15 protein-coding genes are annotated in these 15,895 nt (G+C 64.8%); 3 read left to right on the top strand and 12 right to left on the bottom strand.

The features are described 5' to 3' along the window. Positions 1-215: 215 nt before the first annotated feature. Both AC628_RS34110 and AC628_RS34105 read right to left on the bottom strand, forming a co-directional pair. The gene (locus AC628_RS34110; RefSeq protein WP_074131101.1) at positions 216-1,067 is read right to left on the bottom strand and encodes an SDR family NAD(P)-dependent oxidoreductase; all 852 of its coding nucleotides are present in this window, start codon (positions 1,065-1,067) and stop codon (positions 216-218) included. Between the two features lie 4 nt (positions 1,068-1,071). Next, complete coding sequence (locus AC628_RS34105; protein WP_074131100.1) at positions 1,072-1,629, bottom strand: carboxymuconolactone decarboxylase family protein; 558 nt, start codon at positions 1,627-1,629, stop codon at positions 1,072-1,074. Positions 1,630-1,848: 219 nt separating this feature from the next. On the opposite strand from AC628_RS34105, the gene ilvD reads away from it, so the two are divergent. Next, positions 1,849-3,693 carry a dihydroxy-acid dehydratase gene (gene ilvD, locus AC628_RS34100; protein ID WP_074131099.1) on the top strand — a complete coding sequence of 615 codons (1,845 nt, stop codon included), beginning with the start codon at positions 1,849-1,851 and terminating at the stop codon, positions 3,691-3,693. Between the two features lie 188 nt (positions 3,694-3,881). On the opposite strand, the gene AC628_RS34095 is transcribed toward ilvD, so the two are convergent. The 5 genes from AC628_RS34095 to AC628_RS34075 form a co-directional block, all read right to left on the bottom strand. Continuing rightward, a complete protein-coding gene (locus AC628_RS34095; RefSeq protein WP_074131098.1) occupies positions 3,882-4,097 on the bottom strand; it encodes a hypothetical protein in 216 nt (71 codons plus the stop codon). Between the two features lie 404 nt (positions 4,098-4,501). Then, entirely contained in the window at positions 4,502-7,273 is a 2,772-nt protein-coding gene (locus AC628_RS34090) for an autotransporter outer membrane beta-barrel domain-containing protein (protein ID WP_245321473.1), read from the bottom strand. Between the two features lie 592 nt (positions 7,274-7,865). After that, on the bottom strand, positions 7,866-8,915 hold the full coding sequence (locus tag AC628_RS34085; protein ID WP_074131097.1) for a hydroxyacid dehydrogenase: 1,050 nt from the start codon (positions 8,913-8,915) through the stop codon (positions 7,866-7,868). Between the two features lie 15 nt (positions 8,916-8,930). Beyond that, complete coding sequence (locus AC628_RS34080; protein WP_074131096.1) at positions 8,931-9,827, bottom strand: amidohydrolase family protein; 897 nt, start codon at positions 9,825-9,827, stop codon at positions 8,931-8,933. 4 nt (positions 9,828-9,831) lie between these two features. After that, a complete protein-coding gene (locus tag AC628_RS34075) occupies positions 9,832-10,797 on the bottom strand; it encodes a Bug family tripartite tricarboxylate transporter substrate binding protein (protein WP_074131095.1) in 966 nt (321 codons plus the stop codon). A gap of 187 nt (positions 10,798-10,984) precedes the next feature. Between AC628_RS34075 and AC628_RS34070 the strand changes: the two genes are divergently transcribed. After that, positions 10,985-11,536, top strand: coding sequence for a thiamine pyrophosphate-binding protein (locus tag AC628_RS34070; RefSeq protein ID WP_074131094.1), 552 nt, complete (start codon positions 10,985-10,987; stop codon positions 11,534-11,536). 8 nt (positions 11,537-11,544) lie between these two features. After that, positions 11,545-12,147: a thiamine pyrophosphate-dependent enzyme gene (locus AC628_RS34065; RefSeq protein ID WP_074131093.1), complete on the top strand. Its 603-nt coding sequence runs from the start codon at positions 11,545-11,547 to the stop codon at positions 12,145-12,147. 137 nt (positions 12,148-12,284) lie between these two features. Here the strand turns inward: AC628_RS34065 and AC628_RS34060 are convergent, their stop codons facing one another. From AC628_RS34060 to AC628_RS46235, 5 genes are all read right to left on the bottom strand, one after another. Beyond that, positions 12,285-13,346, bottom strand: coding sequence for a ketopantoate reductase family protein (locus AC628_RS34060; protein WP_074131092.1), 1,062 nt, complete (start codon positions 13,344-13,346; stop codon positions 12,285-12,287). A 289-nt stretch (positions 13,347-13,635) separates the two neighbouring features. Next, positions 13,636-14,025 carry a DUF1236 domain-containing protein gene (locus tag AC628_RS34055; protein ID WP_074131091.1) on the bottom strand — a complete coding sequence of 130 codons (390 nt, stop codon included), beginning with the start codon at positions 14,023-14,025 and terminating at the stop codon, positions 13,636-13,638. A gap of 218 nt (positions 14,026-14,243) precedes the next feature. Beyond that, on the bottom strand, positions 14,244-15,038 hold the full coding sequence (locus tag AC628_RS34050) for an NYN domain-containing protein (RefSeq protein ID WP_074131090.1): 795 nt from the start codon (positions 15,036-15,038) through the stop codon (positions 14,244-14,246). 153 nt (positions 15,039-15,191) lie between these two features. Further along, positions 15,192-15,599 (bottom strand): hypothetical protein, encoded by a 408-nt coding sequence (locus AC628_RS34045; protein ID WP_050423981.1) that lies wholly within the window; start codon positions 15,597-15,599, stop codon positions 15,192-15,194. A 189-nt stretch (positions 15,600-15,788) separates the two neighbouring features. Further along, positions 15,789-15,895, bottom strand: a 107-nt coding sequence (locus tag AC628_RS46235) for a hypothetical protein (protein ID WP_502689809.1), incomplete at its 5' end; no start/stop codon positions are given.

Here is a 15,895-nt window from a genome sequence, read left to right as displayed (position 1 = left end):
GCTGAATAGAGACGGCGATACGATCAGGTTGAGTCGCAAAGACAGTGTGCCCCCTCTCCCGCTTGCGGGGGAGGGCTGGGGTGGGGGCTCTCTCCGCGAGTCACGCTGTGGTGAGAGCCCCCACCCGCCGCGCTACGCGCGTCGGCCTCCCCCGCAAGCGGGAGAGGCGAAACGAGTCTGCGGACAGGCTGCTGCAATCCGCATTCAGCGCGCCGCTACATCCCGCTCAACCCGCTATCCACCGCCAGCGTCTGTGCCGTGACATAGACGCTCTCGTCCGACATGAAGAACAGCACGGCGTAGGCGATCTCCCATGCCGTCGCCTGGCGGCCGAACGGAACCTGCCCCTTGCCGCGCGACGGCCGTCCGGCACCGGCCTCGCGGCCGTTGGGGGTGTCGACCAGCCCGGGATAGACCAGATTGGCGCGGATGCCGCGCCGCGCACCGGTATGCGCGATGTTGCGCATCAGGCCGCCGAGCGCGGCCTTGGAGGAATCATACACCGCCATCTGCGACCCCGCCTTCAGCGCCGCGATCGAGGAGATGAAGACGATCGAGCCGCCGTCTGCGAATTTCGGCAGAGCGGTGCGGCAGCACAGCATCGGGCCGCGGACGTTGACGTCGTAGATCCTGTTCCACTCTTCCGCACTCACATTGTCGAGCCCGGTCTTGCCGAAGGTGCCGATGTTCAGCACCATGCCGTCGAGCCCGCTCATCGCGTGATGAGCTTCATCGATCATCCTGATGACGTCGGCCTCTTTGGTCACGTCGGCTGCGATCGAAAAACCGCACCCTCCCTCTGCCGTGATGCGCGCGACCGTATCCTCCGCGGAGGCGCGATTGAGATCGGCCACCGCGACATGCGCGCCCTCGCGTGCGAACAGCAGGCTCATGGCGCGGCCGTTGCCGATCGGATCGGTCGCGGCATCGAACACACGCTGGCCGCCGCCGACTACCAGGATGCGGCGGCCGTCGAGGCGTCCCCTGCCCGGCGCCGCGCCCGAGGATTCTGCGCTCAGCGGACGGACATAGCGCTCCGGCTTGGAGTCTTGCGAGGTCTCCGGCATCCGATCACCCACGCTTCTTGCCGCTCTCGTAGACGACCATGCCGGCGGCTGGATCGAGATCGGTCTCGGTCGCTTCCGTCAGCCGCGCCATCATCATGTAGAAACCAAGCGCGACGATCGTCTCGACGATCTCCTGATCGCTGAAATGCTTACGCATGGCGGCGAAGGCCGCATCGCCGACCCGGACCTTCTCGACCACCTCGCGGCCGAAGCCGAGCAGCGCGCGCTCGGCAGCGTTCAGCGAAGCATCGTCGTAATGGCCGCGCTCGACGGCATCGATCTGCGCTTGCGTCACGCCGACGCCGAGCGCGATCGGCACGTGCTGGCGCCACTCATAGGCGCCGCCCTCGAGCTGCGCGGCCTGCAGAATCAGCAGCTCGCGATTGACCGCGGAGAGCTTTTGCTTGTGCAGGATCGAGTTGGCGAGCCGCATCAGGGGCATCGCGTTGGTTTCGGCATGGGCCATCATGCGGAAGATGTTGAGCTTGACCGGCATGCGGTCGAACGCCATGCGGATGTCGCCGCTCGTGGTATCCGGATCAATCAAAGGCAGCCTTGCCACGCGTCTCTCCCATTTTTCGTTGTTGTTGTTCGTTCGATTCTGGGCCGGCTTCCCGGCGCGTCCACCTAAGGCACCGCGCCGCCCGAGATCAAGCCGAGCGCTCGGGATTGCCCGGATTGCGGGGTTCTGCCATGCGGTTCCGCGCTTGAATCCGCATCCGCGGGCGGGCATAAGGATCGCCATCTCCCTGAAAAAATGACCTTAGCCCAAGGATTTACGATGCCCGCCTATCGCTCCCGCACCACCACCCACGGCCGCAACATGGCGGGTGCTCGCGGCCTCTGGCGCGCCACCGGCATGAAGAACGAGGATTTCGGCAAGCCGATCATCGCGGTGGTCAATTCCTTCACCCAGTTCGTGCCGGGCCACGTCCATTTGCAGAATCTCGGCCAGCTCGTGGCGCGGGAAATCGAGAAGGCCGGCGGGGTGGCAAAAGAGTTCAACACCATCGCCGTCGACGACGGCATCGCGATGGGCCATGACGGCATGCTCTACAGCCTGCCCTCGCGCGAGCTGATCGCCGACAGCGTCGAATACATGGTCAACGCGCATTGCGCCGACGCGATGGTCTGCATCTCCAACTGCGACAAGATCACGCCCGGCATGCTGATGGCGACGCTGCGCCTCAACATCCCGACCGTGTTCGTCTCGGGCGGCCCGATGGAATCGGGCAAGATCCTGCTCAAGGGCAAGAAGCGCGCGGTCGACCTGATCGACGCGATGGTCGCCGCCGCCGACTCCAACGTGTCGGACGACGAGGTCGAGGTGATCGAGCGCTCGGCCTGCCCGACCTGCGGCTCCTGCTCCGGCATGTTCACCGCGAATTCGATGAACTGCCTGACCGAGGCGCTCGGCCTGGCGCTGCCCGGCAACGGCTCGGTGCTGGCGACCCATGCCGACCGCAAGAGCCTGTTCGTCGAGGCCGGCCATCTGATCGTCGATCTCGCCCGCCGCTACTACGAGCAGGACGACGCCAAGGTGCTGCCGCGCAACATCGCGAACTTCAAGTCGTTCGAGAACGCGATGACGCTCGACATCGCGATGGGCGGCTCGACCAACACCGTGCTGCATCTGCTCGCCGCCGCCCGCGAGGGCGAGGTGCCGTTCACGATGGCCGACATCGACCGGCTTTCTCGAAAAGTGCCAGTGCTGTGCAAGGTCGCGCCCTCGGTGCAGGACGTCCACATGGAGGACGTGCATCACGCCGGCGGCATCATGGCGATCCTCGGCGAGCTCGACCGCGCCAAGCTGCTCACGACCGACGGCCCGACCGTGCACGCCGCGACGCTCGACGACGCGCTGAACCGCTGGGACGTGGTGCGGACCACGAGCGACAAGGTGCGCAATTTCTATCGCGCAGCCCCCGGCGGCGTGCCGACCCAGGAAGCCTTCAGCCAGGATCGCCGCTTCGACGAGGTCGATCTCGACCGCGAAAAGGGCGTGATCCGCGGCGCCGCGCATGCCTATTCCAAGGACGGCGGGCTCGCCGTGCTGTTCGGCAATCTTGCGGAAGACGGCTGCATCGTGAAGACCGCCGGCGTCGATCAGAGCATCCTGAAGTTCTCAGGTCCTGCCCGCATCTTCGAGAGCCAGGACGCATCGGTCGACGCCATCCTCACCAACAAGGTGAAGGCCGGCGATGTCGTGCTGATCCGCTATGAAGGTCCGCGCGGCGGCCCGGGCATGCAGGAGATGCTCTATCCGACCAGCTATCTGAAGTCGAAGGGGCTCGGAAAGGCCTGCGCGCTGATCACCGACGGCCGCTTCTCCGGCGGATCGTCGGGCCTGTCGATCGGCCACGTCTCGCCGGAAGCCGCCGAAGGCGGCCTGATCGGCCTCGTCGAGGAAGGCGATGTCATCGAGTTCGACATCCCGAACCGCAAGGTCAACCTCAAGGTCGACGATGCCGAGCTGAAGCGCCGGCGTGCGGCGATGGAAGCCAAGGGCAACGCGGCATGGAAGCCGGCGGCGCCACGCAAGCGCGCCGTCTCGACCGCGCTGAAAGCCTATGCGGCGTTCGCCAGCAGCGCGGCCAAGGGTGCCGTGCGCATCCTGCCGGAGTGATACGCGCGACGATGTCCGCAGCCTCCCCTTACCTCTCCCCACTGGGGAGAGGTCGATTTGCGCAAGCAAATCGGGTGAGGGGCCGCTGCTCGTCGGAGAGACCGTAATCCCTCACCCGGCGCTACGCGCCGACCTCTCCCAAGGGAGAGGTGATTTTCGATGCGAATAAAGTCTGCTCGCGCGACGTGTCAGCTCACGTGCAAGTCGGCCGCTTCGATCCGGATGCGGTCGGCATGCAGTGACCAGTCGCACAGCGATTGTTCCTGACAGAATTTGACCTTGGCCATCTCGGTGGCCTGGCCTTCGCTCATGGCGTCGATCTCGAGCGCGCCCTGGCAGACCTCGCGCTCGCGGCCATTGCCGCCGAGCACGTCCTTCATGAAATGAACGACGAAGCGTGACATGGAACCCTCCCTGCTGGACCGGCAGAGCCCGGGGGTACCACGCTAGCACTAATGCAAAATAGGCGTGAGTTAATTCGGAAGGACGCGTGCGACCGTTCGCAGCGGGAAAAACTACGCGCCGGCCTGCGGCAGGCTGGCGGCCGCGATCGCGACGATCTGCGCAATGCGGCGGCCGATCCTGGCGGGCGCGTTGCGGAGCAATGACTGGACCTGTCGCATGACACATCTTCCTTCCGTGCCCAGACGGTCGGGCACATCAGGAAAATGGCGATTTCGGGCTAAGTCGTCGATATCTCAGGGAAAATAACAACGGACGCTTCGCGAGGCGGCGGTTTGGCAGTGGGTTTGTTGCCCTATTTGCGTCCGCGACGACGGAGATTTTCTCCAGCATTCTTGAGCCGCCCTCACCACGTATAGCCCACGACCCCCTTGCCGGCGTAGGACGAACTGACATCTGAGAACTCGCCTTCAAAAGTCGCCGCCGCAGACCAGCCATTGCGCCATTTCATCTCGACGGCTGCCGTGGTCAGCGCGGAATCGGAGGCCTGCGCTGCGCCGTTGACGACGAAGCTTGCGCCGGGCAGCGCCTGGAAGGTCGCGGCGATCGACCGGTCCGGATCATGATCATGCGCCCAGGCGAACCGGGTGCTCAGCGTCAGGACGCCATCGGCCGTCGCAAACGACTTGTCGGTTCGCACGCCGAGTTCGCTTCTGACGTCGGTCACGCTCTTCGCAGCGTAAGCGAGCGCGAAGGCGGATGAGCCGACGACGGCCTGCTCGGCATAGCCAGGCAGATCGAAGGTCGTGAACTGGCCCGCGGCATAGGGCGTAATGCCGATGCCGCCGATCCATGGCGCGACGAAACGATAGCCGCCTTCGAGGCGGCCGGAATAGCTATTGGCGCTGAACTCGGCACGCAGTTGGTCGATGCCGGCGACCGTCACCGTGCGGTTGGTGGTGATGTCCTGCCAGCCATAAGCCAATGCCGCGGAAATGTAGGCCGCACCATCGGTGTGGCGGATATAGGCGCCGGCCTGGAACAGATCCGATCGGCCGCTGCCGCTGTTGACGACCGAGAAGTTGGTGCCGCCGCCGGCGAGCGCAAAGCCCGCGATCGTGTTCGGCGAAAACAGATAGTCGGCGCCGACCGCGGTGCCGTACACGCTGCTGGTGGTATCGTTCGATCCGACAATGGCGTTGCCGTTGGTCGACCGCGAGCCGCCATAGCCCGCCGCCCATACGCTCCAGCGCGGCACGAACGGGACCAGCGGCGCCTTGGTGAACATCGCGAACGCGTTCGTCGTGCGTGTGGCGGCATAGGCGCTTGTGTCGCCCTCCTCCGCATAGCCCGATGTGCCCGGCGCCGCAGCAATTTCCCCGTTCCGATTCATGAGCGGATCGGTCAGCAGCCCCAGGAACAGGTTCGCGGCATCGAAGGTGGTCTGCTGCGAGCCGGTCGCCAGTTCGCCCGAGGCCTGCGTCAGGCCTGCCGGCGTCAGCGTGCCGTAGACCATCGGGATGCCGCCTGTCGTGTTGAAGGAGTTGACCAGCGCGTTCGCGACGGGCTGCTGATTGAGGTTCAGGCCACTGCCGAAGTTCGGTGCAGTCGGGCCTTGCGGTGGCGGTGGCGGCGGCGGCGTGAAGTTCAGCGTGAGATTGAGGTAGGCGTGGCCGGCGTCGTAGCTCAGCGTGTCGCTGAAATTTGCCGGCAGGTTCGTGTTGGTGAGCGCGCCGAAGGTGCCGCTGACGCTGCCCGCGGTCAGGATGGTATATTGCTTCGAGATATAGCTGCCGTTGGCGAACGCCGCATTGACGGTGGCACCGCCGAGCGTCGCAGTTCCGCGGACATGGGTCGATGCCGCAGCCGACGGCATCACCTGCACCAGATAGAGCGCGCCGGACTGGAAAGCGAGATCTTCGCCGACGTACAGCGTGCCGGTCGGGCTTGCGGCATTGCCGGGCGCGAGCGTGCCGCCCGAGGCGATGGTGGTGATCACGGGATGGATGGCGCCGATGCCGCTCAAGGTGCCGCCTGAATTGACCGTCAGTCTCGGCGAGCGGGCGGTCGCGCCGTCCACCTCGAGCGTGCCGCCATCGATGGTGGTCGGGCCGGCGTAGCTGTTGGCGATGTTTAACAGGGCCAATGTGCCGCCACCGACCTTGGTCAGCCCGCCGCTCCCGCTGATGACGCCGGAAAATGCCGTCGAGAGATCATTGCCGCCAACCGTCAGGGTCTTGACGCCAAGACGGACACTGCCGCCGCCCTCGATCGACCCTGCCGCGGTGCCGCCGGTCGTGAGGCCTGAAATATCGAGCGCACCGTTCTTGTTCAGGATGAAGCGCGCGGTTCCGCCGCTGGCCGAGTTCTGAATGTAAATCGTGCCAGTGTTGTTGGTCGTGATGGTGGCGTTGCCGGCCGTGCTGGTGTCGTGGAAGACCAGATTACCGTAGTCGGTAATTGTGGCGTTGCCCGCTGTGCTCGCGTTGAAGAAATCGAGCAGGGTGTTGTTGAGGATCCTGGCATTGCCGGCCGTGCTGCTGTCGCCGAACTGGAGACTCCAGTTATTGGTGATGGCGGCATTGCCGGCCGTGCTCGTGTTGGAGAACCGTGTTGCGGTCTGGGTAAGGTCGTCGGTGACGATGGTGGCGCTTCCAGCCGAGCTGCTGTCGGAGAACAAGAGAATGCCGCTATTGTGGATCGTGGCGCTGCCGGCCGTGCTCGCGTTGAGGAATTGTGTTGTGGATACGGCCGCGAAGCCGCCCTCGTTATAGATGGTTGCGCTGCCACCGTTGCTAACAATGCCGGCGCCATTGAACGTAAGTGACTGACTCCCGAAGTATGTGCCAACGTTGAACGTATAAGCGGAAGCCCCGGCATTGAAAGTCCAGCCACCGACGCTGGTGTTCTGCTCCAAGAACCCCACGTTTGAGCTGTTCGTCACTCCGAATGTGGCGGTGCCGGTCGGAACCGTTGCCGGTGTCCAGTTGGCGGCGCTATTGAAATCGAGCATCCCCACGTAGGGCCCGCCTGCCGTGGGGTTCAGATTCCAGGTCGCGTCCTGAGACGCGGCCGGCAAGCCGGTCACCAGCAGCGCCACCGACGCAAGCAGCCCGGCACGCAACGAAGCCAGCGTTCGTCGCCCGCACAATCCCGACGCACCGTGTTGGCCAGGCACCACAAGAGTTCGCACTGCATTCCCCTGGAGACACCGCGAAGCGCCCCGCGCGCAGAGGGCAGGAGTGTCGGTCGTCGCGCAACGAGGACGCGCATCTTCCCGTTACGCATCCTGTTGCGAGAAACGTGCAGCCTGGAATTTAACAAAGTTATGTTATGGTAACATTATGTTATGTTATGAGTCCATCTCCCTTTGCGGGAGCGTGAGGGGCGCTTGCACGATTTCGGAATATTGGAAATGTACCCCTGAGTTGCCCGACGGGTCAAGTTGCCTGGCCGAACGCCGGGCGGCCGCCAGCTCCTTTGCATGGGGTTGTTTTCGATATTTTGGCCGCGCGCAGCCGCGGCACGCCTCTCGCTAGTAAGGGACGCACCAACGGCAGGGTTCCCTCCCCCCTTGCGGGGGAGGGTTAGGGAGAGGGGTACCATACGGCACACTCTCTCACTTTGCGTACAAAGACGCGGGATCCGAATTGCGACGATCGTGCCGTCGTCGATTGTCTCGCCCGGGGCCACCCCTCTCCCCACCCTCTCCCGCAAGGGGAGAGGGAGCCCAACTAGTGTGCTCACCTGACGAGATGAGTCAGCGCCACCTACCCCGGCAAGAACCCGAACGCCTTCTCGAACCGCCGCGCATAGATCGGCCAGACCTCGGGATTGATGATGCGCGGCGGGCGCTTGCCGTCGAGCGCATCGAGGATCTGTTCGGCCGCGATCCGGCCCATGTTGATGCGCGCCTCGCGGGTGACGCCGGCGGTGTGCGGGCTCGCCAGCACATTGTCGAACTGCAGCAGCGGGTGATCCGGCGGCGGCGGCTCCTTGGCCCAGACGTCGAGGCCGGCGCCGGCGATGCGCTTGTCACGCAGCGCCTCCTCCAGCGCCTTCTCGTCGTGAATGAAGCCGCGCGCGGTGGTGACGAAATACGCATGCGGCTGCATCAGCGCGAATTCGCGCGCGCCGATCATGCCCCGGCTCTTGTTGTCCAGTGGACAGGAGATCGAGACGAAATCCGCGCGGCGCAAGAGATCGTCGAGCTCGACCTTCTCCCCGCCCCGCTTCGCCATCTCATCCGCCGTCAGATACGGATCGTAGGCGATCACCTTCATGTGCAGCAGGCCCCTGCACAGCTCGGCGATGCGGCGGCCGACATTGCCGAGACCGACGATGCCGACGGTCTTCTCTTTCAGCTCATTGCCGATCAGATCGTTGCGGTTGACATTGGCCTCGCGCCGCAGCCGGCGGTCGGACTGGATGATCCGCTTCGACAGCGTCAGCATCATGCCGAGCGCGTGCTCGGCGACCGAATTGGCGTTGCCGCCGGACTGGTTGACGACCAGCACGCCCGCAGCCGTGCAGGCCTCGACGTCGACGGGATCGAAGCCGGCACCGTTCGAGGACACGATCAAAAGGTTCGGCGCGCGCTTCAACAGCTCGGCATGGGCGTGGAAGTGCGGCGCCAGCTCATCGCGCGCTGCGCCGATCTGGTAGGCATGCGCGTCGGCCAGAACGGGGGCGAACTGTGCCTCCGGCGTCTCGTTCTCCAGACGGTCGAGCCGGACATCCGGCCGCTTCTTCAGGATGTCGACATAGATCTCGTGGGCGAGGTATTTGACGTAGAACACGCGCTTGTTGTTGACGGTCATGTCTTCGGACAGCTTTCAGTTGGGGAAGCCATAGAGTTTTGCGGGATTGTCGACCAGGATGCGGTGCCGGGTCGCGGCGTCCGGCGTCCACTCCTGGAACAGCGTCAGCAGATGGCCGGCGTCGGGCATTTCGCCCTCGACCCGCGGATGCGGCCAGTCGCCGCCCCACACCAGCCGCTCTGGATTGGCCGCCACCAGCGCCTCGTGGAACGGCCGCGCATCCGGATAATCCGGCGCCCGCTGGCTCAGGCGATGCGCGCCGGACAGTTTGGCCCAGCACCACCCTTCATCGATCGCGCGCAGCAGGCTCTGGAAGCCCGCGGTGTTGATGCCGGCGGCAGCATCGGTGCGACCCATGTGATCGACCACCACCGGCAGACCGAGCGCCTTCAGCGTCGGGATCGTGTCGGGCAGATCCTTGACGTCGATCCAGAGCTGCAAATGCCAGCCGAGTTCGGCCATGACAGGCGCATGCGTCGCGGCGACGCCGAGCGGGATGCCGCCGCGATAATGCAGCTGCCCGCCACGGAAGAAATGGTTGAAGCGCAACGCGCGCACGCCGAGCACATGCCATTGCCGCAGCGTACCCGCCGCCACATCGGCATCCGCCACCGCGACGCCGCGCAGCCGCGCCGGCTCGCGCTGCAGCGCGTCCAGCATCGCCGAATTGTCGCGGCCATGCGCACTGCCCTGCACCAGCACGCCACGGGCAAATCCAAGCGCGTCGAGCATGCCGAGATAACTCGCCAGCGGCGCGTCGGGCGGCGTGTAGCTGCGATCATTGGCATAGGGGAAGCGGTCGGCCGGGCCGAACACATGCGCATGCGTATCGCAGGCCTTCGCCGGCAGCTTCTCGCGCGGCGGCGTCACGGGCCGCGGCGGCAGGCAGGCGGGAATCTGTGATGCGGCCATCGGCTTACTCCGCCTTCATGCCGGCGGCCTTGATGATCGGCCCCCATTTGTCGTAGTCGGCCTTGATCTTGGCCGCGAACTGGTCCGGCGTCGAGCCGATCGGGATCGCGCCGAGCTTGCCGAGCCGCTCCTTCACCGCATCGGCGTTCACCGCCGCGACGAAATCATGCGAGATCTTCGCAACGAGATCGGCCGGCATATTGCCGGGACCGAGCAGCCCCCACCACACCTCGGTGTCGTAGCCCGGCACGGTCTCTGACATGCTGGGCACATCAGGCAGGAACGGCGCGCGCGAGGCCGTCGTTACCGCCAGCGCGCGGACCGTGCCGGCCTGCAACTGTCCGACCGATTCCGGCCCGTTGTTGAACGACATCGGAATTTGTCCGCCGAGCAGATCGTTGATCGCGGGCGCGCCGCCCTTATAGGGAATCGCACTGATCTCGATTTTTGCGAGATTGTTGAGCAATTCGCCGGCGAGATGGGTCGAGGTGCCGTTGCCGGCTTGGGCGAACGACAGGCTGCCTGGCTTAGCCTTCGCCGCCGCGATGACGTCGCCGACCGACTTGTACGGCGAGTCCGCGCGCACCAGCAGCACGTTCGGCGACGACGCCAACAGCGAGATCGGCGAGAAATCCTTGAACGTGTCGTAGGGCAGCTTTGGATAGAGGAACGGATTGGTGGCGTGGCCGCTCGCCACCATGATCAGATTGTAGCCGTCGGGCGCGGAGCTTGCGATCGCCTGCGAGGCGATCACCCCGCCGGCGCCGGGCCGGTTCTCGACCACGATCGACTGTGTCCAGGATTTCGACACCGCCTCAGCCAGCGTGCGCGTCAGCACGTCGACGCCGCCGCCGGGTGGATAGGGAACGAGGATGTGAACGGCCTTGGCCGGGTATGGCTGCGCGGACGCGAAGCCGGCCGCAACCATGGCCGCTGCCGCAATGGCGGTCCGCCAGACCCATCCGGCCATCGACGCCTCCCGTCCCTTGATCGTTCCGTCCCTTTGTCGTCACCGTCTGTATCGCACGCCGGTTCGACACAGCGATGGCCGAATTGCGCAGATCACGTTGCGGCCGCGGCATGTTGACAATCACAGGCACCGCGTCAAGTTTCGATCCGCAAGCGAACATCAGCGTCGCACGAGCAGGGAGAACAGGATGGCGGCCACGGAACAAGCCTCGCCCCAGAAGACGGCGACCACCTGGCACGGCATCGTGCTGCAGACCCTGAAGCGGAACGAGATCAAGCTGGTGCCCTATGTGCCCGACCGGGTGCTGACCACGCTGATCAAGGACCTGCACGCCGATCCCTATTTCACGACATTTCCAACCGCGCGCGAGGAAGAGGCCGTCGGCATCGTCTCCGGCGCCTGGATGGCCGGCATGCGCGGCGCCGTGCTGATGCAGACCTCGGGCTTTGCGACGCTCGCCAACGTACTGGCCTCGCTGGCGGTGCCCTACCAGATCCCGCTGATCATGTTCGTCTCCGAGCGCGGCACGCTCGGCGAGTTCAACTACGGCCAGGCGCTGGTCTGCCGGACGATGCGCCCGGTGCTGGATTCGCTGGCGATGGAACATCACACCATCACCCGGCTCGACGAGCTCGAATTCATTGCCGACCGCTCGATCAAGCAGGCCGTCACCACCCAGGCGCCGGTGGTGCTGATCCTCTCGCCGCTGTTGACCGGCGGCAAGACCTTCGACAAGTGAGATCAGCCATGACCAGCACCTCCGCGCGCAACACCAAGGTGATGAACCGCTTCGATCTCACCCAGCGCCTCGTCGCCGGGCTGAAGGACGAGGCCGTGATCGGCGGCATCGGCAACACCAATTTCGACCTCTGGGCCGCCGGCCATCGGCCCGAGAATTTCTACATGCTGGGCAGCATGGGACTTGCGTTTCCGATCGCACTCGGCGTTGCGCTGGCGCAGCCGAAACGGCGCGTGTTCGCGCTCGAAGGCGACGGCTCGCTCTTGATGCAGCTTGGCTGCCTCTCGACTATCGCGACGCTGGCGCCGAAGAATCTCACCATGGTGGTGATGGACAACGGCATCTACCAGATCACCGGCAGCCAGCCGACCCCGGCTGCCGGCCATACCGACATCGTCCAGGTCGCCATCGCCAGCGGCATCGCCAACAGCTCATGGGCCGCCGACGAGGACGACTTCGAGCGGCTGATCGAACAGTCGAAACAGACCGCAGCCCCGACCCTGATCGGCGTCCGCATCGACGACAAACCCGGCACCGGCACCACGCGCCGCGACCCCGTACAGATCCGCGAGCGGTTCATGCATGGGATGGGGGTCAGGCAGCCGCTGTAGAGCAAGACCCCGCGGCCTGCACCTCCGTCATTGCGAGGAGCGAAGCGACGAAGCAATCCATGCATCGGCGCAAGCGGTTTGATGGATTGCTTCGCTGCGCTCGCAATGACGGCAATCGGACGCTCGTTGAGTCCGGTTCAATTCATCCGCAATTCCATGATATGCCGCGGATCCGGCTTCAGCTCGCCGCGTTCGACGCGCTTGACGATGTCGGTCAGCGCGGCGTTGGCTTTGCACGCCAAACCGAGCTTCTCGCCCTCGCGCACCACAAGACCGTTGAGGAATTCGATCTCGGTGCGGCGGCCCTTCTGCATGTCCTGGCCCATCGAGGGACGCTGCGCGGATGAGGTGCGCTTGGCATCCTTGAAGCGTTGCTCGTCGCAGGCGCGCATCGCGGCCTCATCGCCCTCGCCGGCGCGGGCGATCGTCTCGGGCGGAAGGTGCAGGATCTCCTCGAGCTGATAGCCGTGCGCCTGGCCGACCCGGATAGCTTCGCTGCCGAGCCGCGTCGAGAAGCGGCGCAGCGGTTCGCTTTGCAGCACCTCGCTGCCCGCCAGACCCGTGCAGGCCGACAGCCCGTTGCCCATCACGTTGGCGACGAGCTTGGACCAGCGCTCGCCCCAGAGATTGGAGGTGACCTTGGCGCTGTCGGAGAAGCCGACCAGCCGGCACACTTCCTCGGCCCGCGCGGTGATGCGGCCATGCACCTCGCCGGCGCGAAACACGGTGTGCGCTGCCCCGCCCTTGCCGGCGCCGCGGTGGATATGGCCGGGCTCGGGCAGGTTGACGGTGATGCTGCTCGCGATGCAGCCGAGCGTCTTGCCCCAGCCGACGATGCCGGCGATGGTCTCCTCGTTCATGCAGTTCTGCAGCGACACGACGTAACCATCCGGCGCCAGATACTGCCGGATCAGCATGGTCGCCCATGCGGTGTCGTAGGACTTCATGCAGACGAAGGCGATGTCGACCGGCTTTTCCTTTGCCAGCCGCTGGGCGTCGGTGATGTGCAGCGCGCGCACCGGCACCGAGAACTCCGCAACATCCATCGCATGGGTGACACGCAGTCCGTGCTTGCGCATATGCTCGACATGCGCGGGCCAGGGATCGATGAAGGTGACGTCCTCACCCGCCTGTACCATATGCGCACCGGCATAGCCGCCGACCGCACCCGCGCCGACGATCGCGATCTTCCGACCCATGTTTCCATCCCCTGCTCTGGTCCGAGGCGAACGCTTGCTGCGTCCGTTGCCGACCAGTCTAGGGGATCGGCCCGTCAGGCCAACCGGTCGCTTCATGAAAAAAGCGAGCCTGTGCCATGCCGGTATTCATGGGACCGAAGAAAATCCCCGCGGGCGAGCTGCCCGCGAGGATGGCATTTGCGCGCCTCCGTCATTGCGAGCGAAGCGAAACAATCCACGCTTCAGCATATGCGGCACGATGGATTGCTTCGTCGCTGTCGCTCCTCGCAATGACGGGGAATACGCGCGATCAGTCGATGATCCTGACGACCCGGTGGCTGCGGGCGTCAACGATCACACGGCGATCGTTGACTACGGCGTAGCGATATTCGGTGTAGTGCGGCACCGGACGCAGCACGACGGTGTCGGGCAGCGGCTCGCCGACCACGACGCGCTCGCGCACCACCACCGACGGTTCGTCGCGCGGGATCGAGGTGATCACCGCATTCGGAATCTCAAGGCCGGCGCCGACCGCAGCACCAACCGTGCCGCCGACGATTTCGCCGACCGGGCCTGCGATCTCGCCACCGGTCCGCGCACCGTTGGCGGCACCCGCTGCAGTCGTGGACTGCGCGAAGGCCGAACCGGACGCGAGCAGTGACGCAGCGGCGACAAGGGACACTGCAAAATGCTTGTTCATGATTCTCCTCCTCCGAGTTGTAAGACGCCCCTTCAACATCGCAGGTAACGAGACGTTCCAGTTCCAACGCCGGCAATCTGCGAGCAAATTCCGGTTCCGCAGCAACTCGCTTCGGTTCCAGCACAAATGAAAATGCTGCTCCGGATAATGTCTGGAGCAGCATTCATCGTTGGTTCAGATTCAGAGATGGTTCAGCGCAGCAGCGCGCTGCGCGCCGTTCATTCCAGCGGCTTTTGATCGGCTCGCCGTCTTGGCGTTCGCCGTCTTGGAGTCGGTTTACTTGGCGGGGGTGCAGCCACCTGCTTGATGCGGATTCGCGTCGTCCCGCCCTTGGATTCGATCTCGAAGGCGTTTGTCCTGCGCACCAGCTCGCTCAGGGTGCGGAAGCCGTAAGTCCGTTGATCGAAATCCGACGCGAGATTGGCCAGCTGCCGTCCGACCTCGCCAAGCGTCACCCAGCCGTCTTCGCTGGCCATCTGGCCAATCACCTTCTTGAGAATCGGCGTGGCGGCCTCAGGCGGCTGCAATGGCTGCGCCCGCACGGCAGCATCCTGATTGCTCGTCACGCCGCCGCGCAAATTCTCGGTATAGACGAACCTGCGGCAGGCCTGCCGGAAGCTTTCCGGCGTCTTCTGCTCGCCGAACCCGAACACGTCGATGCCGTGCTCGCGGATGCGCGCGGCAAGCCGGGTGAAATCGCTGTCCGACGACACCAGGCAGAAGCCGTCGAACCGGCCGCTGTGCAGCAGGTCCATCGCGTCGATCACCAGGGTGATGTCGGATGCATTCTTCCCGGTCGTATAGGCGAATTGCTGCTGCGGGATGATGGCGTGCTTGGACAGAATGTCCGCCCAGCCCTTTGACCTGGGATTGGAGAAGTCGCCATAGATGCGGCGCACGCTGGCCTCACCGATCTTGGCGATCTCCTCGAACAGCGCATCGGCGATCCTTGCAGATGCATTGTCGGCGTCAATCAGGACGGCAAGACGGGGCGAACGCAGTTCGGTAGGCATGGCATGTCTCGGCTGGGAACGATGGATCGAAGATTCTGTGAACGGCTCCGGAACCGGCGCAGAAGCCGCATCGGAGCACATCGCGCGTCCCAAGCATAGAGCAAGCGGCAATCGCACGGACGTCGCCGTCCCGGCAGCCGCGGCCGCCGCGGGTCAGATCACCTCGCCGAGGTCGATTGCTCGCCTGGCGAACTCGATGGCCTTCTCGGCGGTGATCGCGTCCGCTGTCGTGGTGGCCTCGTCGCGCACCGACGGCGGAGAAGCGATCCGGATCTTCTTGCCGTTCGACCGGCGGATGGTCGCGCGCCAGCGATCGACATCGCGGCGGTACGCATCGATGACAAAGTCCCGGTAGGCGACGCCGCTCATTAGCGGCTGAAGCGTTGCCATTTCGGCCCCAGCCGGCCGGCTTGCGATCTCGCGCACCATCTCGACAATCGTCTCGACGGCGTGCTCACGCGCAGCGCCGGTCGTATCCCTGAGCAGATAGCTCACCGCCGCGCCGATCTGCGCCCTGGCGCGATCGTCGCTCGCAAAATCCGAATCGACCTGAATTGACATGATGGGGAAAACGCCTCCTCCGGACGCAATATCGGATGCTTCCAGGCATCCGGCACGCTGCAACCAAGAGACGTTTAGTCGGCTCCCCATTAAAGCCGGATTATCCGTTAGCCCCCGATTTCTCGGATGCCGTTAACCGGGTCTTGATGCCGCTTCGGAACCCGTCCGAAGCGGCATCAATGATCGATCTCAGAGCAGGCCTGCGCCGCGCGCCCACTTGTACTTGGCGCCCAGCACCTCGACCGGCAATTCGGTCGAATAGGCGTAGGCCGGAATGCCGTTCTGATACAGGTACT

The organism is Bradyrhizobium sp. NAS96.2 (assembly GCF_001908235.1).
Classification (GTDB): domain Bacteria; phylum Pseudomonadota; class Alphaproteobacteria; order Rhizobiales; family Xanthobacteraceae; genus Bradyrhizobium.
The sequence above is the reverse complement of the archived record's forward strand: the minus strand, read 5'-3'. Positions and strand labels throughout refer to the sequence as shown.

Coding starts and splice junctions, on each gene's coding strand:
- AC628_RS34110 (WP_074131101.1), bottom strand. CDS start 1,067: ATGCCGGAGACCTCGCAAGACTCCAAGCCGGAGCGCTATGTCCGTCCG.
- ilvD (WP_074131099.1), top strand. CDS start 1,849: ATGCCCGCCTATCGCTCCCGCACCACCACCCACGGCCGCAACATGGCG.
- AC628_RS34095 (WP_074131098.1), bottom strand. CDS start 4,097: ATGTCACGCTTCGTCGTTCATTTCATGAAGGACGTGCTCGGCGGCAAT.
- AC628_RS34085 (WP_074131097.1), bottom strand. CDS start 8,915: ATGACCGTCAACAACAAGCGCGTGTTCTACGTCAAATACCTCGCCCAC.
- AC628_RS34080 (WP_074131096.1), bottom strand. CDS start 9,827: ATGGCCGCATCACAGATTCCCGCCTGCCTGCCGCCGCGGCCCGTGACG.
- AC628_RS34075 (WP_074131095.1), bottom strand. CDS start 10,797: ATGGCCGGATGGGTCTGGCGGACCGCCATTGCGGCAGCGGCCATGGTT.
- AC628_RS34070 (WP_074131094.1), top strand. CDS start 10,985: ATGGCGGCCACGGAACAAGCCTCGCCCCAGAAGACGGCGACCACCTGG.
- AC628_RS34065 (WP_074131093.1), top strand. CDS start 11,545: ATGACCAGCACCTCCGCGCGCAACACCAAGGTGATGAACCGCTTCGAT.
- AC628_RS34060 (WP_074131092.1), bottom strand. CDS start 13,346: ATGGGTCGGAAGATCGCGATCGTCGGCGCGGGTGCGGTCGGCGGCTAT.
- AC628_RS34055 (WP_074131091.1), bottom strand. CDS start 14,025: ATGAACAAGCATTTTGCAGTGTCCCTTGTCGCCGCTGCGTCACTGCTC.
- AC628_RS34050 (WP_074131090.1), bottom strand. CDS start 15,038: ATGCCTACCGAACTGCGTTCGCCCCGTCTTGCCGTCCTGATTGACGCC.
- AC628_RS34045 (WP_050423981.1), bottom strand. CDS start 15,599: ATGTCAATTCAGGTCGATTCGGATTTTGCGAGCGACGATCGCGCCAGG.